Below are 20,448 nucleotides of genomic sequence, written 5' to 3' on the forward strand. Positions count from 1 at the left end.
TAATAAAGATAATAATTGGATAAAATACCATTTATAAAAAATGGATGACTGCTCCGCTCAGTGCAATAGAACGAATTACTTCTTTATATTGGCTTCATTTCATACTTGATGAGTACTTAAAGTAAATACAAAAAATAACATTATGATTATGTTATTTTTTTCTTTAACACCTTAAAGAGACGCACCTAAATACTCCCTTCCAGCCTGAATCATTCTCAATAATGAGAACAGCTTTCACTGATCCTTTCTTATAATTTCATCGCTTCCCACAACATTTGAAGGAAGCAGCAAGAAGTTAAGTGCAGTCATTTTTAATCAGGAATAACAGGAAATGGAGTAATCGTTATGACTCTAAACAAAACAGGGCTTGCTTTAGCAATGTCAGCAATTTTATTTAGTGGCTCTCTAATCGCGAATGAGATCGATGATGGAGACGACAACATGCAATGGACTGACAGCGCTAATACCGATATCGGTTTATCTGGCAGCTTCAATGATAACAGTGACAATAGCGCATCTCTCGGTGTTGGTGATAGCTTCAACGACAACAGCGATAATAGTGCGTCACTAGGTATTGGTCATAGCTTCAACGACAACAGCGACACTGACAACAGTGCAACTCTTGGTGTTGATGACAGCTTTAATAACAACAGCGACAACTCAAACTCGAGCACTAACACAGCTCAAAGCCACAACGACAATAGTACGTCTAACGCTAACGACAACAGTACCAGTGCTGATCTTGATGTGAGCCTAAATAGTGATAGTAGTGATTCAAGTACTAACACAAATAGAAGCCACAACGACAACAGCGACTCTAGTACTACTGTAAGACGTAGCAACAACGACAACAGTGACTCTAGTATCAACAGTAGCTTTAACGATAACAGCGATAATCGTAATCAAAGCGACAACCGTAACCAGAGTGATAACCGTAGCTACGCTGATTCAAGCACAACAAACTCGAACAGCTTTAACGACAATAGTAACTATCAAAGTGACTCGAGCTCAACAAATGTTGATAGCTTCAATCAAGTCCATATGGATACAGATATGGTTGTTGCGAGCTCAAGCCTAATGGGTGGTGTTACAGGTGCATCAGTTATTTATGCAACTAACGCGGATGATACTCGAGTTCGAGTTGAAAACATGAACACCCTTGGTGGTCTTGGTGGTGCGGCTGGTATTACTACCGTTGGTCAGAATGCTGGTTCAAATTCACTTGTACAACAATCTGTTACAACTAATGCAAGTGTGTTTACTGGGGGTGAGTAACCGACTAGTAGGAGAAAGCGATGCGTTTGGCAATCTGTACTTTGAGTATGATAGTTGCCTGCACTGCACTCGCTGATGACATTGCATTATCTGGCGGAGAAGTTAGCTTGGATATCATGAATGAATCAAGAGGTGGACAAAATGTTGAACTCGACTTGGTTTATGCAGAATCAGATATCAATGGTATTTCGTCAGATAATGTCGCGTCAAACACCGTGAGTGGTAACAATATACTATCAAGTGGAGCGTTCGCAGACAGTTCGGGTATATCCAACGTAATTCAGAACAGCGGAAACAACGTTTTAATCCAGAACTCTACCGTCGTTAACCTGACACTCAAGTAAACAATATGAAAGTATTAAATAACGTAATTTGGCTGATGCTCGTTTATTCAGCATCAGCCATTTCATTAGAACTGCTACCTTACCGAGCACATTACTCTGTTCCTGTTAAAAGCTACAAAGAAATAGTGTTCGGTGATGTTTTTCGCCAACAGTATGACTTCAGCTGTGGCTCTGCCGCCCTGGCTTCTCTTCTCACTTTTCATTATGCAACAGAGTCATCTGAACAAGATATCTTCAAAAGCATGTTTGAAAAAGGTGATAAAGAAAAAATCAAAGAGAAAGGTTTTTCTTTGTTGGATATGAAGTTTTACTTGGATTCCATAGGGTTACGTTCTGACGGCTTTCAAGTAGGATTGGAGAAAATTAAAGAAGTCGGCGTCCCTGGGATTACTCTCGTTAATTTCGATGGGTATATGCATTTTGTTGTCATCAGAGGTATAAACAATCACTCAGTTATTCTAGGAGACCCTTCTAGAGGAACCATGATAATGAAACTGGATGAGTTTGAAAAATATTACCAAGGAATTGTGTTACTGGTCCGTAACGAAGCGGAAATGGGAAGGTCTAGCTTTATAACCAATGATAATTTCACCGTATATCAAAGATCACCATTAAAAACAGGAGTGTCTAGAGATTCCTTAGGGGTATTTAGCATTACTCTCCCAGTTTCCGGTGAAAATTAATATAACATTGTTTTAAATAACTTTAAGAACTAAACAACCTGAAAGGCCTGCATTATGAACTACAATAAATTTTTGTTAGTGCTTTGTATGCTAATACCTCATTTTAATGTGAATGCTAAAGATGTTGGCCTGCAAGAACTTACTCCTCTTTCAAATTTATCTTTAGAAGAATATCGAGGTGGCTTCCAAATTACGGACGAGTATATTATTAATATTGGATTAAGCATTACTACGACTATAAATGGCGATGATATTTTGAACACAAACATTGCCAACTTAGTAATTGAAAATGGTAATTTAAAAAACATTAGCGCAAATAGTGAAAATCAAAGTGGAGATATTTTCAACCAGGGTATTGTTAACATCATACAATTTGGTGAAGGAAATATTATTGGAGATGATTCTATAGATTCACCCAAAATGCCTTCGTCTCAAAATCCTAATATAATAAGTTCAGACTTTATAAATTCAAGTATTATCAATATTATTCAAAACACGAAAGATAACAGTATTATTGGACTTAGCACGCTCGTAGACATTGATGCTCAAGTAAATGGGGTAATACGGGAAATCAAAGCAAACAAACAATTAGAAGACGCCTTATTGAACCACCTTCAATGAGCATTTCCATTTTTATCTGAAAAATTGTCACGTTAAGCTTCTTTGATATTAGAAACGACTGATATCTATGATTACATACCAAAAGAAAGGTAGATATATCAATAGGCCACCATCATTTTAAGAATATATACCTACTTTATCCAATATAATCCAATCAATTTATAATGCGAACACTAGGCGCTAACGATAAATTAGGCCCAAGACTCAAGGGCCTAATATCCATTTTACAAATTAAAAGGTACTCGTACTGTTAATTGAAAGTCGGGAGTATCTTCTGTAAGACCAGCTTGAGCACTAACATTGATAGATGAGCGTTCACTAAAGGCATAGTTTATACCAAAAGTTAATGCATCTAATTGAAGCAACTTAGCATCATCTGCCGATCTGCCATTTACTTTGCTTTTTAAAATAGTTTTATGGCTAAGTCCTAAAGAGAATGAAAGATCAGGATTCACCGCAAACCCCATTCCTCCTGAAAGAGAAATAGTGTCTCCAAGTTCAACATCAGCTTTTGTGTCGCCAACTGTAACAGTATCCTCTAAGTTATAAATGTAACTTAGACTAGCGAACAAGACCGCAGGATCAACAGGGTGAATAAGAGATAAATTAGGCTCAAAACTCCAAAAACCCGAACCTGTAGGGACATCACTAAATGAGTTGCTTCCATCTTCAATAGAAACATCATAAGGCGATCGTCCTGTATCCGACTTTACTCTAAGGCCACCTACCCAGTATGGCGCAGACTCAAAGTTAAACTGGTGCCTCAATGCGAACTCTACATCACCAAGCCCTCCGCCATCCACCGTTGTGTTTACTACTTCACTGTTTGAACCATCTTGAATGGGGCGCGTAGAAACTTGGTCATTACGATACACATACGGCACTCTAACTTCTAACTCTGTGGCGTTTGTTAAACCGTACCGAGCAGTTAATCCAACGGTTACTGTAGTCCTATCCGAATCACTCACTTCAATTCGCCCAACAATCAGAGTTGGTAAGACTGTATACCCAACAACAGATACTTTGTTTGAAGAGTTTTGTGTATAGCTTAAAGACGAATCAAATGACCATTTACCTTTAGGTGTGAGAACGCCTGGGCGCTCAATAACATCACCAACCGTTTGGGCGCGCTGAGGAATATCATCTCCTTCAGCACCATATGCATTCCCCGCAATGAATAAACTACAAAGATAGGTACCCAGTAAAGTCTTCCGTAACATCACATCTTTCCTTTTGCTGATGATCGTACCCAAGTAATCTCAGGCAATAGCTTGAGGTGAAGCTCCTAACTTTCCAAAGTAAGATTAGTATAGCTACTTCAAAACCACGACATACCTTTAAGTTTGGCGCTTTGAAGAAATTAGGAGACATTTATACTTATCTTCAACACTAAGCCACTAGTTAATAAATAATTAGGATAGATTCTATGTTTTCGCAATATTATTAATAAAATAAATTGCTTACCTGTGCTCTTAGTATGAAGTCGATATGACATAACAGCTGAAAAGCCTGTTCTCTTTTGCGTAGCATCAATCACATTGCTTTTTTAGATCGAGTCGCTCCGACTTCAACCATAACTAACGCTATCTTCCCCACATATTTCATCAAAATGCATTCCCGTGTCGCGATTTAACATGCTAAAGTTAACAATGCGTTAACAATTATAAATACAATGAGAAGACATGGAGTCACTTAAAATGAATCAGCCGAATCTAAATAGCGCTGCTGGTTGCGCTCTCCCACCACCAAATGAAATGATCCTCAAATGGGCTCAAGAGCGTCCAAATGAGGTCTACCTAAAACAAATTATTAACCGACAATTTGTTGAGTACACATTCTCTGATGTTGCAGATCAAGCCTTAAAACTTGTCAGCGCACTACGCTCACTTGGTGTAAAGCCTGGCGACAAAGTCGCATTAGTATCTAAAAACTGTGCAGAATGGTTTATTTGCGATCTTGCTATGATGCTTGGTGACTATGTCAGTGTGCCAATCTTTCCTACCGCCGGTGCAGACACCATCGAATACTGTGTGACTCATAGTGAAAGTAAAGCGATCATTGGCGGAAAACTCGATGATCCCAAAGCAACTCAGCAAGTCATTGATGCTATGCCTGAACTCATTAGCATCGCTCTACCTTATGACACGGCACCAAAGTGTAAGCACGAATACCAAGCGCTCATTGCTGATGCAGTGCCAAGTAAAGAGCGTCCGCAGCATTACGATGACAAGCTAATGTCGTTGGTGTATACCTCAGGCACATCAGGGTTACCGAAAGGCGCGATGCTAACTTACGGCGCATTCAGTTGGTCTGTTCAGCAACTGATCAATCATATTGGTATCCAAGAAAACGACCGATTGTTCTCTTATTTACCGCTCGCTCATATTACAGAGCGTGTTTATATCTTCGGTTCATCGATTATGGGTGGCGTGCCAACAGCATTTCCAGAGTCACTGGACACTTTTATCGAAGATGTGAAGATGCACCGACCAACTCTGTTTATCTCCGTCCCACGGTTATGGACGCTATTCCAGCAACGTATTCAAGACAAACTTCCACAGAAGAAGCTCAATATTCTGTTGAAAATCCCATTCGTCAATTCTTTGATCAAGAAAAAGCTAGCAGATGGTCTAGGTTTAGATCAGGCTCGAGTATTAGGCTGTGGCTCTGCACCTGTCTCGCCAGCGCTGTTGGAATGGTACCACTCAGTGGGCCTTGATATCACAGAGGCTTGGGGGATGACGGAATCATTTGCCTACAGCACGCTCAACTACCCATTTAGAGCTGACAAAATCGGTAGTGTCGGTAATGCAGGACCAGGCATTGAGTTAAAAATCGCAGCTGATGATGAAATCATGGTGCGTGGCAAAGGGCTATTTTCTGGCTACTACAAAAATGACATTGCCACCCAAGAGTCTTTTGATTCAGAGGGCTGGCTACACACAGGCGATATCGGCGCTATCGACTCAGATGGTTATCTAACGATTCAAGGCCGTAAAAAAGATAACTTCAAAACCGCCAAAGGTAAATTTGTCTCTCCGGTTCCTATCGAGAAAAAGCTTTTCGAGTACAGTCGCGTAGAGATGATGTGTCTCATCGGTTTAGGGCTACCCGCTCCGATTCTTTTGGTTGTGCCACATGACTTCCCTAACTTTGATCGAGAGCGATACGCACGTACCACACGTAAAGTTATTGCCAGGATGAATCAAGAACTCGCCTCTCATGAGCAAATCAAAGGTGTGTTAATGATTAAAGAACCTTGGAGTATAGAAAATGGCGTACTGACGCCAACGCTTAAAATTAAACGTCATGTGCTCGAACAAAAGTATCATGAGATAGGCCACAATTGGCCAAAAGATGAATTGGTCGTGTGGGAAGAAGACTTGTAATTTTGCTTGCACTCCTCAACACCATTGGGGAGTGCAACTTAACTTTGAGCTTGAATCAAACTCATAAACTACTCTCTCCAGAATGGCTTACTCACTTCACAACTAATCTCCCTTTCACCTAATCCAATATCGTCCCAAAGGTGCTTTGGTAACTCTCTCAAGTGACGACGTGTCTTATAGTTCCTTCTCCAAGCCGCCAGTTTAGAATAAATTAACTGTAACCCGCTCTGATGGGCAGTAGGTATAGTACGCTCACAAGTGTGTGTCATGTTTTCCATTTCAAAGATTCCTATACAATGTTGACCACTTAATAATCAGCGACTACGCTGATATCCTCAAACGATAGAATCTGCCATAGAGTTAAGGAAAACTAATGTGAAAGATCGAATGCCTCCCTTACAGGGCTTGTATTACTTTTTCGTTGCAGCAAAGGAAGGAAGCTTTAAAACGGCAGCAAAAGAACTGTTTGTTACGCCAGCGGCCATTAGTCAGCAAATTCGTCATTTAGAAGAGTTCTTAGGCACGGACCTATTTGTTCGTCAGCACAGAAAAATCGTGCTCACACCAGAGGGAGAGCTACTGTTTAGTCAGGCAGAAAGAGGGTTTGCTCATTTGCAGCAAGGGGTAAGATTAGTCAATCAAGATCCAAACCCGAACCACCTTTCGATATCAACACTCCCCTCTTTCGCTCATCATTGGTTAGTCCCGAAAATTACGGCTTTTCGCCAGCGTCACCCTGATATCGCCTTGCTATTAGAACCAACCAATGATTTGGTGTCTTTTCAAGATAGCCAGATAGATTTATGTGTTCGTTACGGTTTAGGAAAATATCCCAATTTAGAATCACAATGGCTGATGGACGAAGCTTTTTATCCTGCTTGTCATCCGGTGTATCAGAAAGAGCACGGGATCTATAACATCGAGGATTTAAGCAAAGCTGAGCTGATTGAAGATGTTTGGCCTGATCTTGATTGGAATATGTGGTTAGCAGCCTTGGGTCACAGCGCAGCAAAGCCTACCTTAAAATACAGTGGATCACATCTCGTGCTTGAGGCTGCACTATCACTTCAAGGCGTCGCATTGGTAAAACACAGTTTAGCTCATCAATATTTTCGTTCTGGCAAATTGGTCCGAATTGGAGATATCGCTATCAAGCCCAACTTTGCGTATTACTTGTGTGCGCCAAAAGGCTACTTAAAAAGACCTAAAGCTCAATTGTTTGCGCAATGGTTGAAGGAAGAAATAGAAATATTTGAAAAGTCAGTGGTACCAGACTTTAAGACCATTGACCTAAAAGGCAACAGTACTAGAACGGCATCATAACAATCGTCAAAACAAACGCTAAATAGGAATAAAACAAACACGCTCTGCGTATAAGACTGCTAAATACAAAAAGCCCCGCACTAAGCGGGGCTTTCAAGTTATAGAGTTAACTTAAGAATTACTTCTTAGCGTTACGCTCTTTAACGTCAGCAATTACTTGCTCTGCAACGTTTGTTGGACATGGTGCGTAGTGTGAGAACTCCATAGAGAACTGACCACGACCAGAAGTCATAGTACGTAGAGTACCGATGTAACCAAACATTTCTGATAGAGGTACATCACCCTTGATACGTACGCCTGTAGACGCTGCTTGTTGGTCTTTGATCATACCACGACGACGGTTAAGGTCACCGATTACGTCACCAACGTGATCTTCTGGAGTGAACACGTCAACTTTCATGATTGGCTCAAGAAGTTGCGCGCCAGCTTTAGGCATAGACTGACGGAATGCACCTTTCGCTGCGATTTCGTAAGCGATAGCTGAAGAGTCAACTGCGTGGAAACCACCGTCGAATAGTTCAACTTCAACGTCTAGAGTAGGGAAGCCAGCTAGAACACCGTGCTCCATCATTGACGCAAAGCCTTTCTCAACTGCAGGCCAGAATTCTTTAGGTACGTTACCACCAACAACTGTTGATTTGAACGTGAAGCCAGAGTTTGGCTCACCTGGTTTGATGCGGTAATCGATCTTACCGAACTGACCAGAACCACCAGACTGTTTCTTGTGCGTGTAGCTATCTTCGATTGCTTGAGTGATAGTTTCACGGTAAGCAACCTGTGGAGCACCAACTTCTAGCTCAACGCCGTAAGTACGCTTAAGGATATCTACCTTGATGTCTAGGTGAAGTTCACCCATACCTTTCAGGATAGTTTCGCCTGAATCTTCATCAGTCTCAACTTGGAATGATGGATCTTCTGCAACCATTTTACCGATCGCGATACCCATCTTCTCAGAACCGCCTTTATCTTTAGGCTTAACTGCGATAGAGATTACTGGATCTGGGAAGATCATTGGCTCAAGAGTACATTCGTGCTTAGGATCACATAGAGTGTGACCAGTTTGAACGTTCTTCATACCAACTACAGCGATGATGTCACCAGCTTGTGCTGAATCGATCTCGTTACGCTCGTCCGCGTGCATCTCAACCATACGGCCGATACGCTCTGTTTTACCAGTTGCAGAGTTAAGGATTGTATCACCTTTCTTCATCTTACCAGAGTAGATGCGGATAAAGGTTAGAGCACCGAAGCGGTCATCCATAATCTTAAATGCAAGAGCACGTAGTGGCTCGTCTGCAGATACAGTCGCAACTTCACCAGTTGGCTCACCAGTCTCTGAATCAGTTAGAGGCTGTGGATCAACTTCTGTTGGAGATGGTAGGTAATCAATTACCGCGTCAAGAATAAGTTGGATACCTTTGTTCTTGTACGCTGAACCACAGTAAGTTGGGAAGAATGCTAGATCACGAGTACCTTTACGGATACAACGTTTGATGTCTTCTAGAGATGGCTCTTCGCCTTCTTCTAGGTAAGCCATCATTAGATCTTCGTCTTGCTCTAGAGCAGTTTCGATTAGCATTTCACGGTATTCAGCAGCTTTTTCTACCATGTCTGCTGGAATATCTTGAACTTCGTAGTTCTCTGGTTGGCCAGACTCATCCCATACGTAAGCTTGTTGGCTTAGTACGTCTACAACACCTACGAAATCTTCTTCGATACCGATAGGTAGAGTCATAACTAGAGGTGTAGCACCTAGTACGTTCTGTACTTGATCTACAACTTTGTAGAAATCTGCGCCCATACGGTCTAGTTTGTTAACGAAGATCAGACGTGATACGTGTGATTCGTCAGCGTAACGCCAGTTAGTTTCTGACTGAGGCTCAACACCACCAGAACCACAGAATACACCGATACCACCGTCAAGTACTTTTAGAGAACGGTAAACTTCGATAGTGAAGTCAACGTGTCCAGGAGTATCGATGATGTTTAGACGGTGATCGTTCCAGAAACAAGTTGTTGCTGCAGACTGGATTGTGATACCACGCTCAGCTTCCTGCTCCATGAAGTCAGTAGTAGTTGAACCGTCGTGAGTGTCACCGATCTTATGGATCTTACCAGTTAGCTTTAGGATACGCTCTGTAGAGGTAGTTTTACCCGCGTCTACGTGAGCAAAAATACCAATGTTTCTGTATTTTGATAAATCAGTCATTGTCTTACTCTGTTAATAAGGTATAAAGTGCGCGCAGAGTATATCACATTCTGTCAATACTGATACCCTTGCGTGCGGATGGAAGAAAAAAAATTTTAACGTGAAATTTCCGTCCCCAAAGCATAGTCAAACACAGCAATTTATGTACTTTATTCGCATTTTATTGAGGACGGATAGAACAGTTTGTGATTGCACAAATACCATTCTTATGAGCATTACAGCTCGTCAAAAGCCTCTATCGCTTCCGACAATTTCTTAACGCCGTGAATTTGCATGCCAGGGATGCCACCTTTCGGCATGTTGGCTGCTGGCACGATGGCTTTCTTGAAACCATGTTTGAACGCTTCATTCAAACGCTCTTGCCCACTTGGCACTGGACGGATTTCGCCCGCAAGCCCTACCTCACCAAAAATCACCACATCTTTAGGGAGTGGACGGTCACGAAAACTCGATAAAAGCGCCATAACTAAAGCAAGATCAGCGCTTGTCTCCGTCACCTTAACACCGCCAACCACATTAACAAAGACATCTTGGTCTGCCATTTGTAAGCCACCATGCTTATGCAACACAGCGAGCAAAAGTGATAGGCGGTTCTGCTCCAAGCCGACCGCAACACGACGAGGGTTGGCTAACTGCGAGTAATCCACCAGCGCTTGAATCTCTACTAGTAGAGGGCGCGTGCCTTCCCAAACCACCATGACTGAAGAGCCTGATGTTTCTTCTTCACCACGAGAAAGGAAGATCGCTGATGGGTTACTCACTTCCTTCAATCCTTGGCCTGTCATTGCAAAGACACCAAGCTCATTCACAGCACCAAAACGGTTTTTATGACTACGCAAAGTGCGGAATCGGCTATCCGTTCCACCATCGAGTAGTACCGAACAGTCGATAATGTGTTCAAGAACTTTGGGGCCCGCAAGGGTACCATCTTTTGTTACGTGACCAACAATAAATACCGCAACATTATTCTGTTTTGCGTATCGTGTCAGAGCCGTCGCAGATTCACGTACCTGAGCAACACTGCCAGGCGACGATTGAACATCAGAAACGTGCATCACCTGAATCGAGTCTATTACCATTATACGAGGCTGCTCTTTTTCGGCGATTTGGCAAATTTTGTCGACGTTCGTTTCCGATAGCATTTTTAAATGATCTTTCGGCAAGCCCAATCGGGAAGCACGCATTGCCACCTGCTGTAATGACTCTTCACCGGTTACGTAAAGCGTTGGCATTTGCGCAGATAAACTACACATGGTTTGCAACAGAAGGGTTGATTTACCTGCACCAGGGTTACCACCAATCAAAATTGCGGCACCTGGCACAACACCACCACCCAACACGCGGTCAAGCTCTTTAAACCCACTGGTGAAGCGAGGTACTTCTTGCAGATCAATTTCGGATAGCGTTTGAACCGTAGCTTCTGTTGCGGAACCAGCGTAGCCGCTTAAGCGTTCATTGCGAGCAACGGTTGGCGATGCAGCGATACGTACTTCTGTTATCGTATTCCATGCACCACATGCGTTACACTGCCCCTGCCAACGGGGAAAGTCCGCGCCACAATCATTACAAACATACGCTCGTTTTGCTTTCGCCATGATGCCTCAATTTTTTCTACAAATGTGACTAAGCACAGCCAAGTCAGACCTGAACTGAAATGAACTATTGATATACTTAAGTATTACTTCGCTTAGCCGATACAATTTAAAGTAACGACATACTCTAACAGAAATAATGCAGCAATCTGAAATTCTCTCGCTCGCAGAACGACTCATTCCCGTTTACGGTACGAATGACTTTGACTTTGTCCTTGGCCAACTGACCGAGGAAGAGCCGCCTTCGGCCAAAATTTTGGTTAAAATGGAACTTAACCGCTTAATGGCTCCATGCAAAAAAAGCATTGATTTGCGAGGTCGCGTTCAAGGCGAATGTCGCGAGTATATTTTGGATGGTATTCCACATTGGTTGGATGATGTTGCTTTCAACGCTTACCATAAAAACATCAAAAAGTTTGGCTGCTACACGGAAGGAATGTGGGAAGCATTGGTCAACACGCGAAATAACTTTCGCGTAATGAGCAAGCGCCTTACTCAGCAAAAAACGCAATCGTTAACGGATCCTAAAAGCCCGTTCTTAGCAGAACCCGTTCACCTAGGCTACGATTTAAAGCGCCAAGAAAAACGCTTGAAAGTCCAATCTCAAGTTGAAATTTGCCGTTCTAAAGGACAGCTTCTTCATGGATTAAGCATTGATTTATCTAGCTCTGGCGCAAAGTTCAAAGTCCCTAGCGCATTTAAATATAACCTTGGGGAAATTATTCAGGTCACGTTTACTGAATTTGCCAGCAAATCTAACGTTGCAGGTATAGAGAAACCGCTTGCATACCGCATACTCGCGGTTGATGACTGTTACGAAAATGACTCAGTTCGATACCTCAGAACCATACGCTTAACTGATACCAATGTCGTCACCAGAGTGATAGATGAAGCGCTCAACAGTGCTGTTAAAAGGGCTCGTCACGACAATCAAGACAAGATTATTCGAGCTCGAACTCGCGGTTATGAGCACATCGCACTAAAGCACACCAGCAGCTTGCCTCTATTCTTTGATGGTAGTGACCTAAAATTAGCAATGTTAACGCCAAACAATCAAAAGCTTTGGCAATACTGGCACGATGAGAGAAACCAGCAAATGTTTGGTTCCTTATTCAACGAGCAACGCATCGCGTCACTCATTAAGCCTGGTGTTAAAGGAACAACCAATGTCCTTTATTCATTTACTCACGAGCACGAGAATCGAACCTATTTCTATTCGATGTTTCGCCCAGAAGCAACTCGCGAACAGCGCCAGCTATTTTGGCATTTAGGTGGCAAACGAGAGAGTTGGCGCGCCTTTAGAATTTCAATCTTTGAACTATCAGAGCAAGAACAGGAAGACCTAGCAGCTTTCTCTCCAGAGTTGGCAGAAACGTCTCAATCACTGACTCATATTGGTATTTTGCAAGAAATTGCTGACGAAAAGTCAGGGCAGGATTACCTGCTAACTGAAAAGCCGCGCTTACCCGCTAATACATTAAACGCGTTTCGCCATCCGAGAAGAGTTATCGGCAATCCAAAGGGCATTTATTTTGATGCAAAGTCTCGTCGAAAAGAGCCTCGTTATCGTTTTAAAACACCTTTAGAGTTGTACTCAGGACAGACTAAAACAGGCGGCAGTACTGTTGACCTTTCCAAACGAGGACTCGGAATTAGGCTAAGTGAGCCCACGATGTTACGTTCTGGGCAAGAGGTAAGAATCAACTTTCGAGAATTACAACTCTACGATAAAAAATTGCCGTTAATGTCGGTGCCATACCGAGTAATTCGTGTAAGCCCAGACGGTTGTAGCGTGCAGCTAGTTATTGATGAAAGCAGCCAAACCATGAAGGTAATCGCTTTTTTCAACAGCATTATCGAGCACAATCAAGACAAGCTAATCCCGCAAAAAGAGACGCTACCAAGTAATGCTCTACTTGAAAGGCTACACTGCATGTTGCTCTCGCGTACGCTGAGCACGCCCATTTTTATCAGTAAGAGTACGTCATCTTCAATCAAAACCCCCGTTATCGGGGTGAACTTGCCGCTACCTAAACACATTGAGCTTTTTGCCCGTCTTGGGCATGACCAACTGTTGTCACTTGAACCTATCTTTAAAGGCCGGACAAGCACATTAATCGCAGAGCCAATAAAACGTGTAGAAGGTGCTCAAGCCAGACATCAGGATATCTACATAAGCGCCGCAAAAGTAGGCAATAAAATTACAGGCATTGAGTCAAAGCTTCATCAAGAGTTCAACAGCGTAAAAGAGCGGATTCAATTTATAAAGAAAGCGCGAATGATGGGTGACTTTTACGTGCTTCGCCTTTCTACTGCACCAATTTTCGATCCGATGACATCATTACTGCAACAAGATTTAAGTGACTTAACCCAATTTGGTGTACATCAAGCGAGCAAGTTAGAAAAAGAGTTGACGGCGCTCGTTGGTTACAGTGAATTTGAAGACATTACTGAAGAGGTTGTAATTAGATTGGAGTTAACCGAGTAAATTCAAAGTCATACCAAATTGAAAAAAAAAAACACCGCCTTTCTGGCGGTGTTTTTGAATGGATGGTTAAGGTTTAGCTTTCCAGCTAACCTTTTGCTGCTTCACCAATGCGCCAGATAAAATACAGAGCACACCGCCCAACCCAGCAAAGCGAATCGCTGATTGCGCTTGAGCTTCCACTTTTGGTTTTGCGTGATACGCAATCCCTAATCCTGCCACCGACATCATCACAAGATCATTAGCGCCATCACCGACAGCAACCGTGTTGTGCTGCTCAATTTCATATTCATCCGCCAGTTCCACTAGAATGTCAGACTTCATCTGCGCCGTTACCACATCACCAAGTACGTTACCCGTGAGTTTGCCGTCAATAATTTCTAATTGATTGGAGCGAGCAAAATCTAAGTCGACTTTATCTTTGATGTAATCAGAGAAGTAAGTAAAACCACCGGAAGCAATCGCTGTTTTCCAGCCCAAGGCTTTCAACGTCGCAATTAGCGCTTCAAAGTCCGGCATGAATGGTAACTGGGAACGAACTTGTTCAAGAATTGATTCATCGGCACCTTTGAGCTTACCAACTCGCTGACGTAAACTTTGCTCAAAATCCAGCTCACCTTGCATGGCACGTTCAGTGACTTCAGCGACCTCATCCCCTACTCCTGCCAGTTTCGCGATTTCATCAATACACTCTATCTGGATCGCCGTTGAATCCATATCAAATACAATCAACCCTTGGGTTGATAGATCGGGCACTTCATTAAGCGAGGCGTAATCTAGGTTGAGACTTTGTAAGATCGTTTCATGTTGAGGAGTCAACTCTCCGGCCATCAGGGCTACTTCATATTGGCCAACTTTCCACGTTTCTAGTATCGGGTTGTAAAAGCCGGTGAAGAAATCAATGTCTTCGAAGTGACTTGGCGAAAGGTACTCAGCAAATACGATCCAGTTTGCTTTTGCTTTATCTAATTGGGAGGCAAATCGAGTCTCGGGTAATCGTTTTAAAAGTGTCGTATGTTTTCTGATAGGCAAGCTTTTTGACGCGTCCATGTATATAATCCCTTATGACTTTGCTAAAACGTTACCTCAACAAACTAAAAAGGCAAGTCTTTGTTTTATTTTAAATGGATGAGTAAAGAGCATGAGTGAATCTTTGTTCTCAGTAAGGAATGCCCTAAGAATTCTGGCACTAATCCTACTGTGTGTGATGTTGTTTATCACAATAAAAAACAGTGTTGTGATCAGTAAGGGTAATGAGAAAATTCAAGCACAACAGCTTGAAACGCTCACCAAAGTTTTGATTTCACAGGCGTCTCTTTCTGCCAGTGAGATGATTTTAACTAAAGATCAAGAACGATTACTTCAGCTAACAAACCAGCTAGCACAAGACCGTTTAGTGTTTGATGCAACAATCTACGATGCACAGGGTGTACGTTTAGCGTCTAGTGAAGAGGCATTATCGGTACGCGAAGTTCTTGGCCTGGATACGCCTTTGGCAACAGCTTCCATTGGTCGCCAGCAGTTGGTTGAACCAGTTTTTGCAGATGGTGCGCTTATCGGTTTTGTTCGCGTGACCTTTGAGACGGGCCGGGTTACGGCTATTTCTGACCACCACTATCGCAAGAGCGATCGTTATATGTACATGATGGTCTTAATGAGCTTTGTCTGTGGTATGTTGTTCATCTTGATTTTACGTCGACAACCGATACGTCGTAAAAAAGCGCCAAACCTGCTGCTAACCAAGTAACTAGGTAGCGCTAACAACTCATATAAAAACAGCCCGCAATGTGTGGGCTGTTTTTTTTAGCTCTTGAGAGCGAAAAATAGAATGACTCTTCGTCGCTTACTCTTCGTCACCAAGCAATACTGAATCTAGTGCGATTAGCATCATGTCGTTGAATGTCGTTTGACGCTCGTCAGATGTAGTCTGTTCGCCAGTCTTGATATGATCAGAAACCGTACAGATTGTCAGAGCTTTTGCACCGTATTCTGCCGCAACACCGTAAATACCAGCCGCTTCCATTTCAACACCAACAATGCCGTACTTGTCCATTACATCGAACATTTCTAGATCTGGCGTGTAGAAAAGCTCTGCTGAGAATAGGTTACCAACTTTAACGTCAATACCGCGAGCTTTTGCAGCGTCTTCTGCCGCACGAACCATGTTGTAGTCTGCGATTGCCGCGAAGTCATGACCTTTAAAGCGGATACGGTTCACTTTAGAGTCAGTACATGCACCCATGCCGATCACAACATCACGCACTTTGATGTCTTCATTCACTGCGCCACAGCTGCCAACACGGATGATTTTCTTCACGCCGAAGTCTTTGATTAGTTCAGTCGCGTAAATCGAGCATGATGGGATACCCATACCGTGGCCCATTACCGAGATCTTACGGCCTTTGTATGTGCCTGTGTAACCAAACATATTACGAACGTCACACACTTGAACGACATCTTCAAGGAAAGTCTCTGCGATGTATTTTGCACGTAGTGGATCACCAGGCATCAGTACGACGTCTGCAAATGCACCCATTTCAGCATTGATATGTGGAGTTGCCATTTTCTTTTCCTTAACCTTTCTCTAGCGCTCCGCGCTTAAGGCGATATAAGCCAGAGTATTCTCATTTCCGACAAGCAGCATTTACATACTGCAAACATAAAACTAGGAGCAATCAAGCTCCTAGTTTTCAAAAACCTAACTAATTATAGGAAGTTCTTACCGTAATCCATTGGAGAAGTACCGAAGTAACTTGCCAATGTTTGACCGATATCTGCGAATGTTTCGCGGCGGCCAAGAGAACCAGCTGGTACTTTTTGACCATAAACCAATACTGGGATGTGCTCACGAGTATGGTCAGTGCCTGGCCATGTTGGGTCACAGCCGTGGTCTGCCGTTAGGATAAGCACATCATCTTCTTCCATAATCTCTAGCACTTCGTTGATACGACCATCGAAGTACTCAAGTGCCGCTGCGTAACCCGCTACGTCACGACGGTGACCGTAAGCTGAGTCGAAGTCTACAAAGTTAGTGAATACGATCGTGTTGTCGCCCGCTTCTTTGATTTGCTCTAGCGTTGCTTCGAACAATGCAGGGATACCTGTCGCTTTCACTTTCTTAGTGATGCCGCAGTTTGCGTAGATATCAGCAATCTTACCAATAGAAACCACGTTGCCTTGCTTCTCATCAACGAGCTTCTGAAGAACCGTTGCTGATGGTGGCTCTACAGAAAGATCACGACGATTACCTGTACGCTCAAATTGACCTTTACCAGCACCAACGAATGGGCGCGCGATAACACGACCAATGTTGTAATCTTCTAGCTCTTCACGTGCGATTTGGCAAAGCTCTAGTAGACGGTCTAGACCGAAAGTCTCTTCGTGACATGCGATTTGGAATACAGAGTCAGCAGACGTGTAGAAGATTGGTTTGCCAGTCTTCATGTGCTCTTCACCAAGATCGTCAAGAACTTGAGTACCAGACGCGTGACAGTTACCTAGGAAACCGTCAAGCCCCGCACGCTCAAGAATGCGGTCAGTCAATTCTTTCGGGAAGCTGTTTGCTTTGTCAGTGAAGTAACCCCAGTCAAACAGAACAGGAACACCTGCGATTTCCCAGTGACCAGACGGCGTGTCTTTACCTGAAGAAAGCTCTGCTGCATGACCGTATGCACCAATGATTTCAGCGTCTGTGTCTAGTCCAGGTGCGAAGCGACCTGTCGATTCTTTATGCGCCATTGCCAAACCAAGTTTCGATAGATTTGGAAGGCGAAGTGCACCTTGGCGATTGTCGTTATCTGCTAAGCCTTTTTCACATTGGTCAGCGATGTGACCTAGTGTGTCTGAACCTACATCACCAAATTCTTTAGCGTCGGCAGTTGCACCGATACCGAATGAGTCTAGTACTAAAATAAATGCTCTTTTCATTGCTCGTTCCTTAGGCCCACTCGGCTTTTTATTATGGTTGAGTAGGCCTTGTGTAATTACTTGTTCTATTAGATATCTTCTGCACGAATTTGGCGGTAAACCTCTGGAGTTGGTGTGTATTCACCACCTACTTTGATTGCACTGCGCAGTGCTTTTGCCGCTTCTTCCCATTGCTCTTCAGTGCGAGCGTGGATGACCGCAAGAGGTTTATCACTGTCTGCGACCTCACCTAGGCGGATGAACTCGTCGAAACCAACTGCGTAGTCGATTTCATCAGTAGCGACTCGACGACCACCACCCATAGCAACCACAGCCATGCCGATAGCACGTGTATCCATTGCAGAGACAATGCCCGTTTCTGTTGCGTAAACTGGCTTGATGATTTCTGCTTTTTCTAAGTAGTTGTCGTAGTTTTCTACGAAGTCCGCAGGGCCGCCTAAGCCAGCAACCATCTTGCCGAAGCACTCAGCTGCTTTGCCGTTATCCAGCACTTCCATCAGTTTTGCGCGTGCGTCTTCTGTGTTCTCAGCAAGCTTGCCAAGTACTAACATTTCAGCACATGAAGCCATGGTCACTTCAAGTAGACGAGGGTTACGGTATTCACCTGTTAAGAAACGAACCGCTTCACGAACTTCTACCGCGTTACCCGCTGAAGACGCCAATACTTGATTCATGTCCGTAAGAATTGCCGTAGTCTTAGTGCCAGCACCGTTTGCTACCGCAACGATTGATTTTGCTAGCTCTTCAGACGCTTCGTAAGTTGGCATAAATGCACCTGAACCCACTTTTACGTCCATCACTAGCGATTCCAGACCCGCCGCCAGTTTCTTAGAAAGGATCGACGCCGTAATCAGGGAGATATTGTCTACCGTTGCGGTAATATCACGAGTCGCGTAAACACGCTTATCCGCAGGAGCAAGGTCACCAGTTTGACCGATGATCGCCACACCAGCGTCTTTGGTTACTTGACCAAAAACATCGTTGCTCGGCGTAATGTTGTAACCAGGGATAGATTCAAGTTTATCCAGCGTACCGCCTGTATGACCAAGACCGCGGCCAGAGATCATAGGTACGAAACCGCCACACGCTGCCACCATTGGGCCAAGCATTAAAGAAGTTACGTCACCCACACCACCGGTTGAGTGTTTGTCGACAATTGGACCACCGAAATTCATGTGGCTCCAGTCGATAACCATGCCCGAATCACGCATTGCACACGTTAAGGCGATGCGCTCATCCATGGTCATTTCATTAAAGAAAATCGTCATAGCAAACGCCGCAATCTGACCTTCAGATACCGTGTTGTTCGCTACGCCTTGAATAAAGAAGTTGATTTCATCGGCGGTTAGGACTTCGCCGTCACGTTTTTTACGAATGATTTCTTGTGGTAAATACATTAGTGCCTCCCAAGCTCTTTTGAGCCATGGTTGTAGTAGGATAGAAGAGGTTTGGTAGCACCCGTTTAGGTGCTACCGTTCAGACGTATTATTGGAATTAGTACGCTGTTGGATCAGCGACGTCGTCCGATACTTCTAATGTATTTAGTAGGTTGGTTAGCAGGCTAGACGCACCAAAACGGTAGTGACGAGCATCAACCCAGTTGTCACCTAGGATTTCGTCAGCCATTGCTAGGTATGCTGCTGCGTCTTCAGCAGTGCGCACACCACCTGCTGGTTTGAAACCAACAGTTTCTGCAACACCCATGTCGCGAATAACTTCAAGCATCATGCGAGCGTATTCTGGTGTTGCGTTTACTGGCACTTTACCAGTTGAAGTTTTAATGAAGTCAGCACCTGCTTCAATACAGATTTGAGATGCTTTCTTGATTAGTGCTTCTTCTTTTAGTTCACCTGTTTCGATGATCACTTTAAGAAGAATGTCACCACAAGCTTCTTTACATTGCTTAACTAGTTCGAAGCCTACTTTCTCATCACCCGCCATTAGCGCGCGGTAAGGAAAAACTACGTCAACTTCGTCTGCACCGTAAGCAACCGCCGCTTTTGTTTCAGCAACTGCGATTTCAATGTCGTCGTTACCATGTGGGAAGTTCGTTACTGTTGCAATACGAACCTCTGGCGTACCTTGCTCACGAAGTGTCTTCTTAGCAATAGGAATAAAGCGAGGGTAAATACAAATTGCAGCTGTGTTGCCTACTGCTGTTTTCGCGTCATGACATAGTGAGATCACTTTTGCATCAGTGTCATCGTCATTCAACGTAGTTAGGTCCATAAGTTTAAGTGCACGTAGCGCTGCTGCTTTTAAATCGCTCATTTCTATCTCCGATCAATATTCAAAAAATTCACTACTCAGCCTTACATCACGTCTTTAACTATAATCAACAAGTCGAGACAATGTGAGTAAATGGCTAAACAGTCTATTAATGAACGGACTTGGTTCCCTGAAGACTCGGCATATACAGCGAAAATTTATCATATGCCAATTGCTATCCTTGTCACCGCACAGTACCAGTTTGGCCTATGGCACAACAATCTATGATTGCGGTGTCTTTAATATCACATCACAAAGCAAAACGCCTATTAGATCTGATATTGCAGGGCAATTCATTTGCCCATCGATTATGTAATATTCATTACGTGATT

General features: G+C 43.4%; 18 protein-coding genes. 9 read left to right on the top strand and 9 right to left on the bottom strand.

What is annotated here, in order from left to right:
* Positions 1–345: 345 nt before the first annotated feature.
* Genes IJ23_RS04575 through IJ23_RS04590 form a run of 4 tightly spaced genes read left to right on the top strand, consistent with a single transcriptional unit; the run spans position 346 to position 2,923 of the window.
* Positions 346–1,275 carry a hypothetical protein gene (locus tag IJ23_RS04575; protein ID WP_005391691.1) on the top strand — a complete coding sequence of 310 codons (930 nt, stop codon included), beginning with the start codon at positions 346–348 and terminating at the stop codon, positions 1,273–1,275.
* Positions 1,276–1,295: 20 nt separating this feature from the next.
* The gene (locus tag IJ23_RS04580; RefSeq protein WP_005380167.1) at positions 1,296–1,619 is read left to right on the top strand and encodes a hypothetical protein; all 324 of its coding nucleotides are present in this window, start codon (positions 1,296–1,298) and stop codon (positions 1,617–1,619) included.
* Between the two features lie 5 nt (positions 1,620–1,624).
* Complete coding sequence (locus tag IJ23_RS04585; RefSeq protein WP_033905563.1) at positions 1,625–2,302, top strand: C39 family peptidase; 678 nt, start codon at positions 1,625–1,627, stop codon at positions 2,300–2,302.
* Positions 2,303–2,356: 54 nt separating this feature from the next.
* Positions 2,357–2,923, top strand: coding sequence for a hypothetical protein (locus IJ23_RS04590; RefSeq protein WP_033905565.1), 567 nt, complete (start codon positions 2,357–2,359; stop codon positions 2,921–2,923).
* A gap of 224 nt (positions 2,924–3,147) precedes the next feature.
* Here the strand turns inward: IJ23_RS04590 and IJ23_RS04595 are convergent, their stop codons facing one another.
* Positions 3,148–4,143 carry a transporter gene (locus IJ23_RS04595; RefSeq protein ID WP_005380160.1) on the bottom strand — a complete coding sequence of 332 codons (996 nt, stop codon included), beginning with the start codon at positions 4,141–4,143 and terminating at the stop codon, positions 3,148–3,150.
* Between the two features lie 477 nt (positions 4,144–4,620).
* On the opposite strand from IJ23_RS04595, the gene IJ23_RS04600 reads away from it, so the two are divergent.
* The gene (locus IJ23_RS04600; protein WP_025768211.1) at positions 4,621–6,312 is read left to right on the top strand and encodes an AMP-binding protein; all 1,692 of its coding nucleotides are present in this window, start codon (positions 4,621–4,623) and stop codon (positions 6,310–6,312) included.
* A 68-nt stretch (positions 6,313–6,380) separates the two neighbouring features.
* On the opposite strand, the gene IJ23_RS04605 is transcribed toward IJ23_RS04600, so the two are convergent.
* Entirely contained in the window at positions 6,381–6,590 is a 210-nt protein-coding gene (locus tag IJ23_RS04605) for a DUF1127 domain-containing protein (protein WP_005380156.1), read from the bottom strand.
* Positions 6,591–6,687: 97 nt separating this feature from the next.
* On the opposite strand from IJ23_RS04605, the gene IJ23_RS04610 reads away from it, so the two are divergent.
* The gene (locus IJ23_RS04610) at positions 6,688–7,635 is read left to right on the top strand and encodes a LysR substrate-binding domain-containing protein (RefSeq protein WP_033905566.1); all 948 of its coding nucleotides are present in this window, start codon (positions 6,688–6,690) and stop codon (positions 7,633–7,635) included.
* A 118-nt stretch (positions 7,636–7,753) separates the two neighbouring features.
* Here the strand turns inward: IJ23_RS04610 and fusA are convergent, their stop codons facing one another.
* The gene (gene fusA / locus IJ23_RS04615; protein ID WP_005386444.1) at positions 7,754–9,844 is read right to left on the bottom strand and encodes an elongation factor G; all 2,091 of its coding nucleotides are present in this window, start codon (positions 9,842–9,844) and stop codon (positions 7,754–7,756) included.
* A gap of 215 nt (positions 9,845–10,059) precedes the next feature.
* Entirely contained in the window at positions 10,060–11,439 is a 1,380-nt protein-coding gene (gene radA, locus IJ23_RS04620) for a DNA repair protein RadA (RefSeq protein WP_005386443.1), read from the bottom strand.
* A 136-nt stretch (positions 11,440–11,575) separates the two neighbouring features.
* Between radA and IJ23_RS04625 the strand changes: the two genes are divergently transcribed.
* On the top strand, positions 11,576–13,924 hold the full coding sequence (locus tag IJ23_RS04625) for a PilZ domain-containing protein (protein WP_017820431.1): 2,349 nt from the start codon (positions 11,576–11,578) through the stop codon (positions 13,922–13,924).
* A 66-nt stretch (positions 13,925–13,990) separates the two neighbouring features.
* Here IJ23_RS04625 and serB read toward each other — a convergent pair whose 3' ends face one another.
* A complete protein-coding gene (gene serB / locus IJ23_RS04630) occupies positions 13,991–14,971 on the bottom strand; it encodes a phosphoserine phosphatase (protein ID WP_005386439.1) in 981 nt (326 codons plus the stop codon).
* Between the two features lie 91 nt (positions 14,972–15,062).
* Between serB and IJ23_RS04635 the strand changes: the two genes are divergently transcribed.
* Entirely contained in the window at positions 15,063–15,668 is a 606-nt protein-coding gene (locus tag IJ23_RS04635) for a YtjB family periplasmic protein (protein ID WP_005391677.1), read from the top strand.
* Positions 15,669–15,764: 96 nt separating this feature from the next.
* On the opposite strand, the gene deoD is transcribed toward IJ23_RS04635, so the two are convergent.
* The 4 genes from deoD to deoC form a co-directional block, all read right to left on the bottom strand.
* Complete coding sequence (gene deoD / locus IJ23_RS04640; RefSeq protein ID WP_033905569.1) at positions 15,765–16,484, bottom strand: purine-nucleoside phosphorylase; 720 nt, start codon at positions 16,482–16,484, stop codon at positions 15,765–15,767.
* A 143-nt stretch (positions 16,485–16,627) separates the two neighbouring features.
* Entirely contained in the window at positions 16,628–17,848 is a 1,221-nt protein-coding gene (locus IJ23_RS04645; protein ID WP_017635882.1) for a phosphopentomutase, read from the bottom strand.
* Positions 17,849–17,916: 68 nt separating this feature from the next.
* Positions 17,917–19,245, bottom strand: a complete 1,329-nt coding sequence (deoA, locus tag IJ23_RS04650) for a thymidine phosphorylase (RefSeq protein ID WP_005380134.1) — start codon at positions 19,243–19,245, stop codon at positions 17,917–17,919.
* Between the two features lie 97 nt (positions 19,246–19,342).
* Positions 19,343–20,119 carry a deoxyribose-phosphate aldolase gene (deoC, locus tag IJ23_RS04655; RefSeq protein ID WP_005380133.1) on the bottom strand — a complete coding sequence of 259 codons (777 nt, stop codon included), beginning with the start codon at positions 20,117–20,119 and terminating at the stop codon, positions 19,343–19,345.
* Between the two features lie 90 nt (positions 20,120–20,209).
* On the opposite strand from deoC, the gene IJ23_RS25695 reads away from it, so the two are divergent.
* Positions 20,210–20,344 (top strand): hypothetical protein, encoded by a 135-nt coding sequence (locus IJ23_RS25695; RefSeq protein WP_005391675.1) that lies wholly within the window; start codon positions 20,210–20,212, stop codon positions 20,342–20,344.
* Positions 20,345–20,448: the final 104 nt, after the last annotated feature.

The sequence above is a fragment of the Vibrio sp. OY15 genome (assembly GCF_000742455.1).
GTDB lineage: Bacteria > Pseudomonadota > Gammaproteobacteria > Enterobacterales > Vibrionaceae > Vibrio > Vibrio alginolyticus.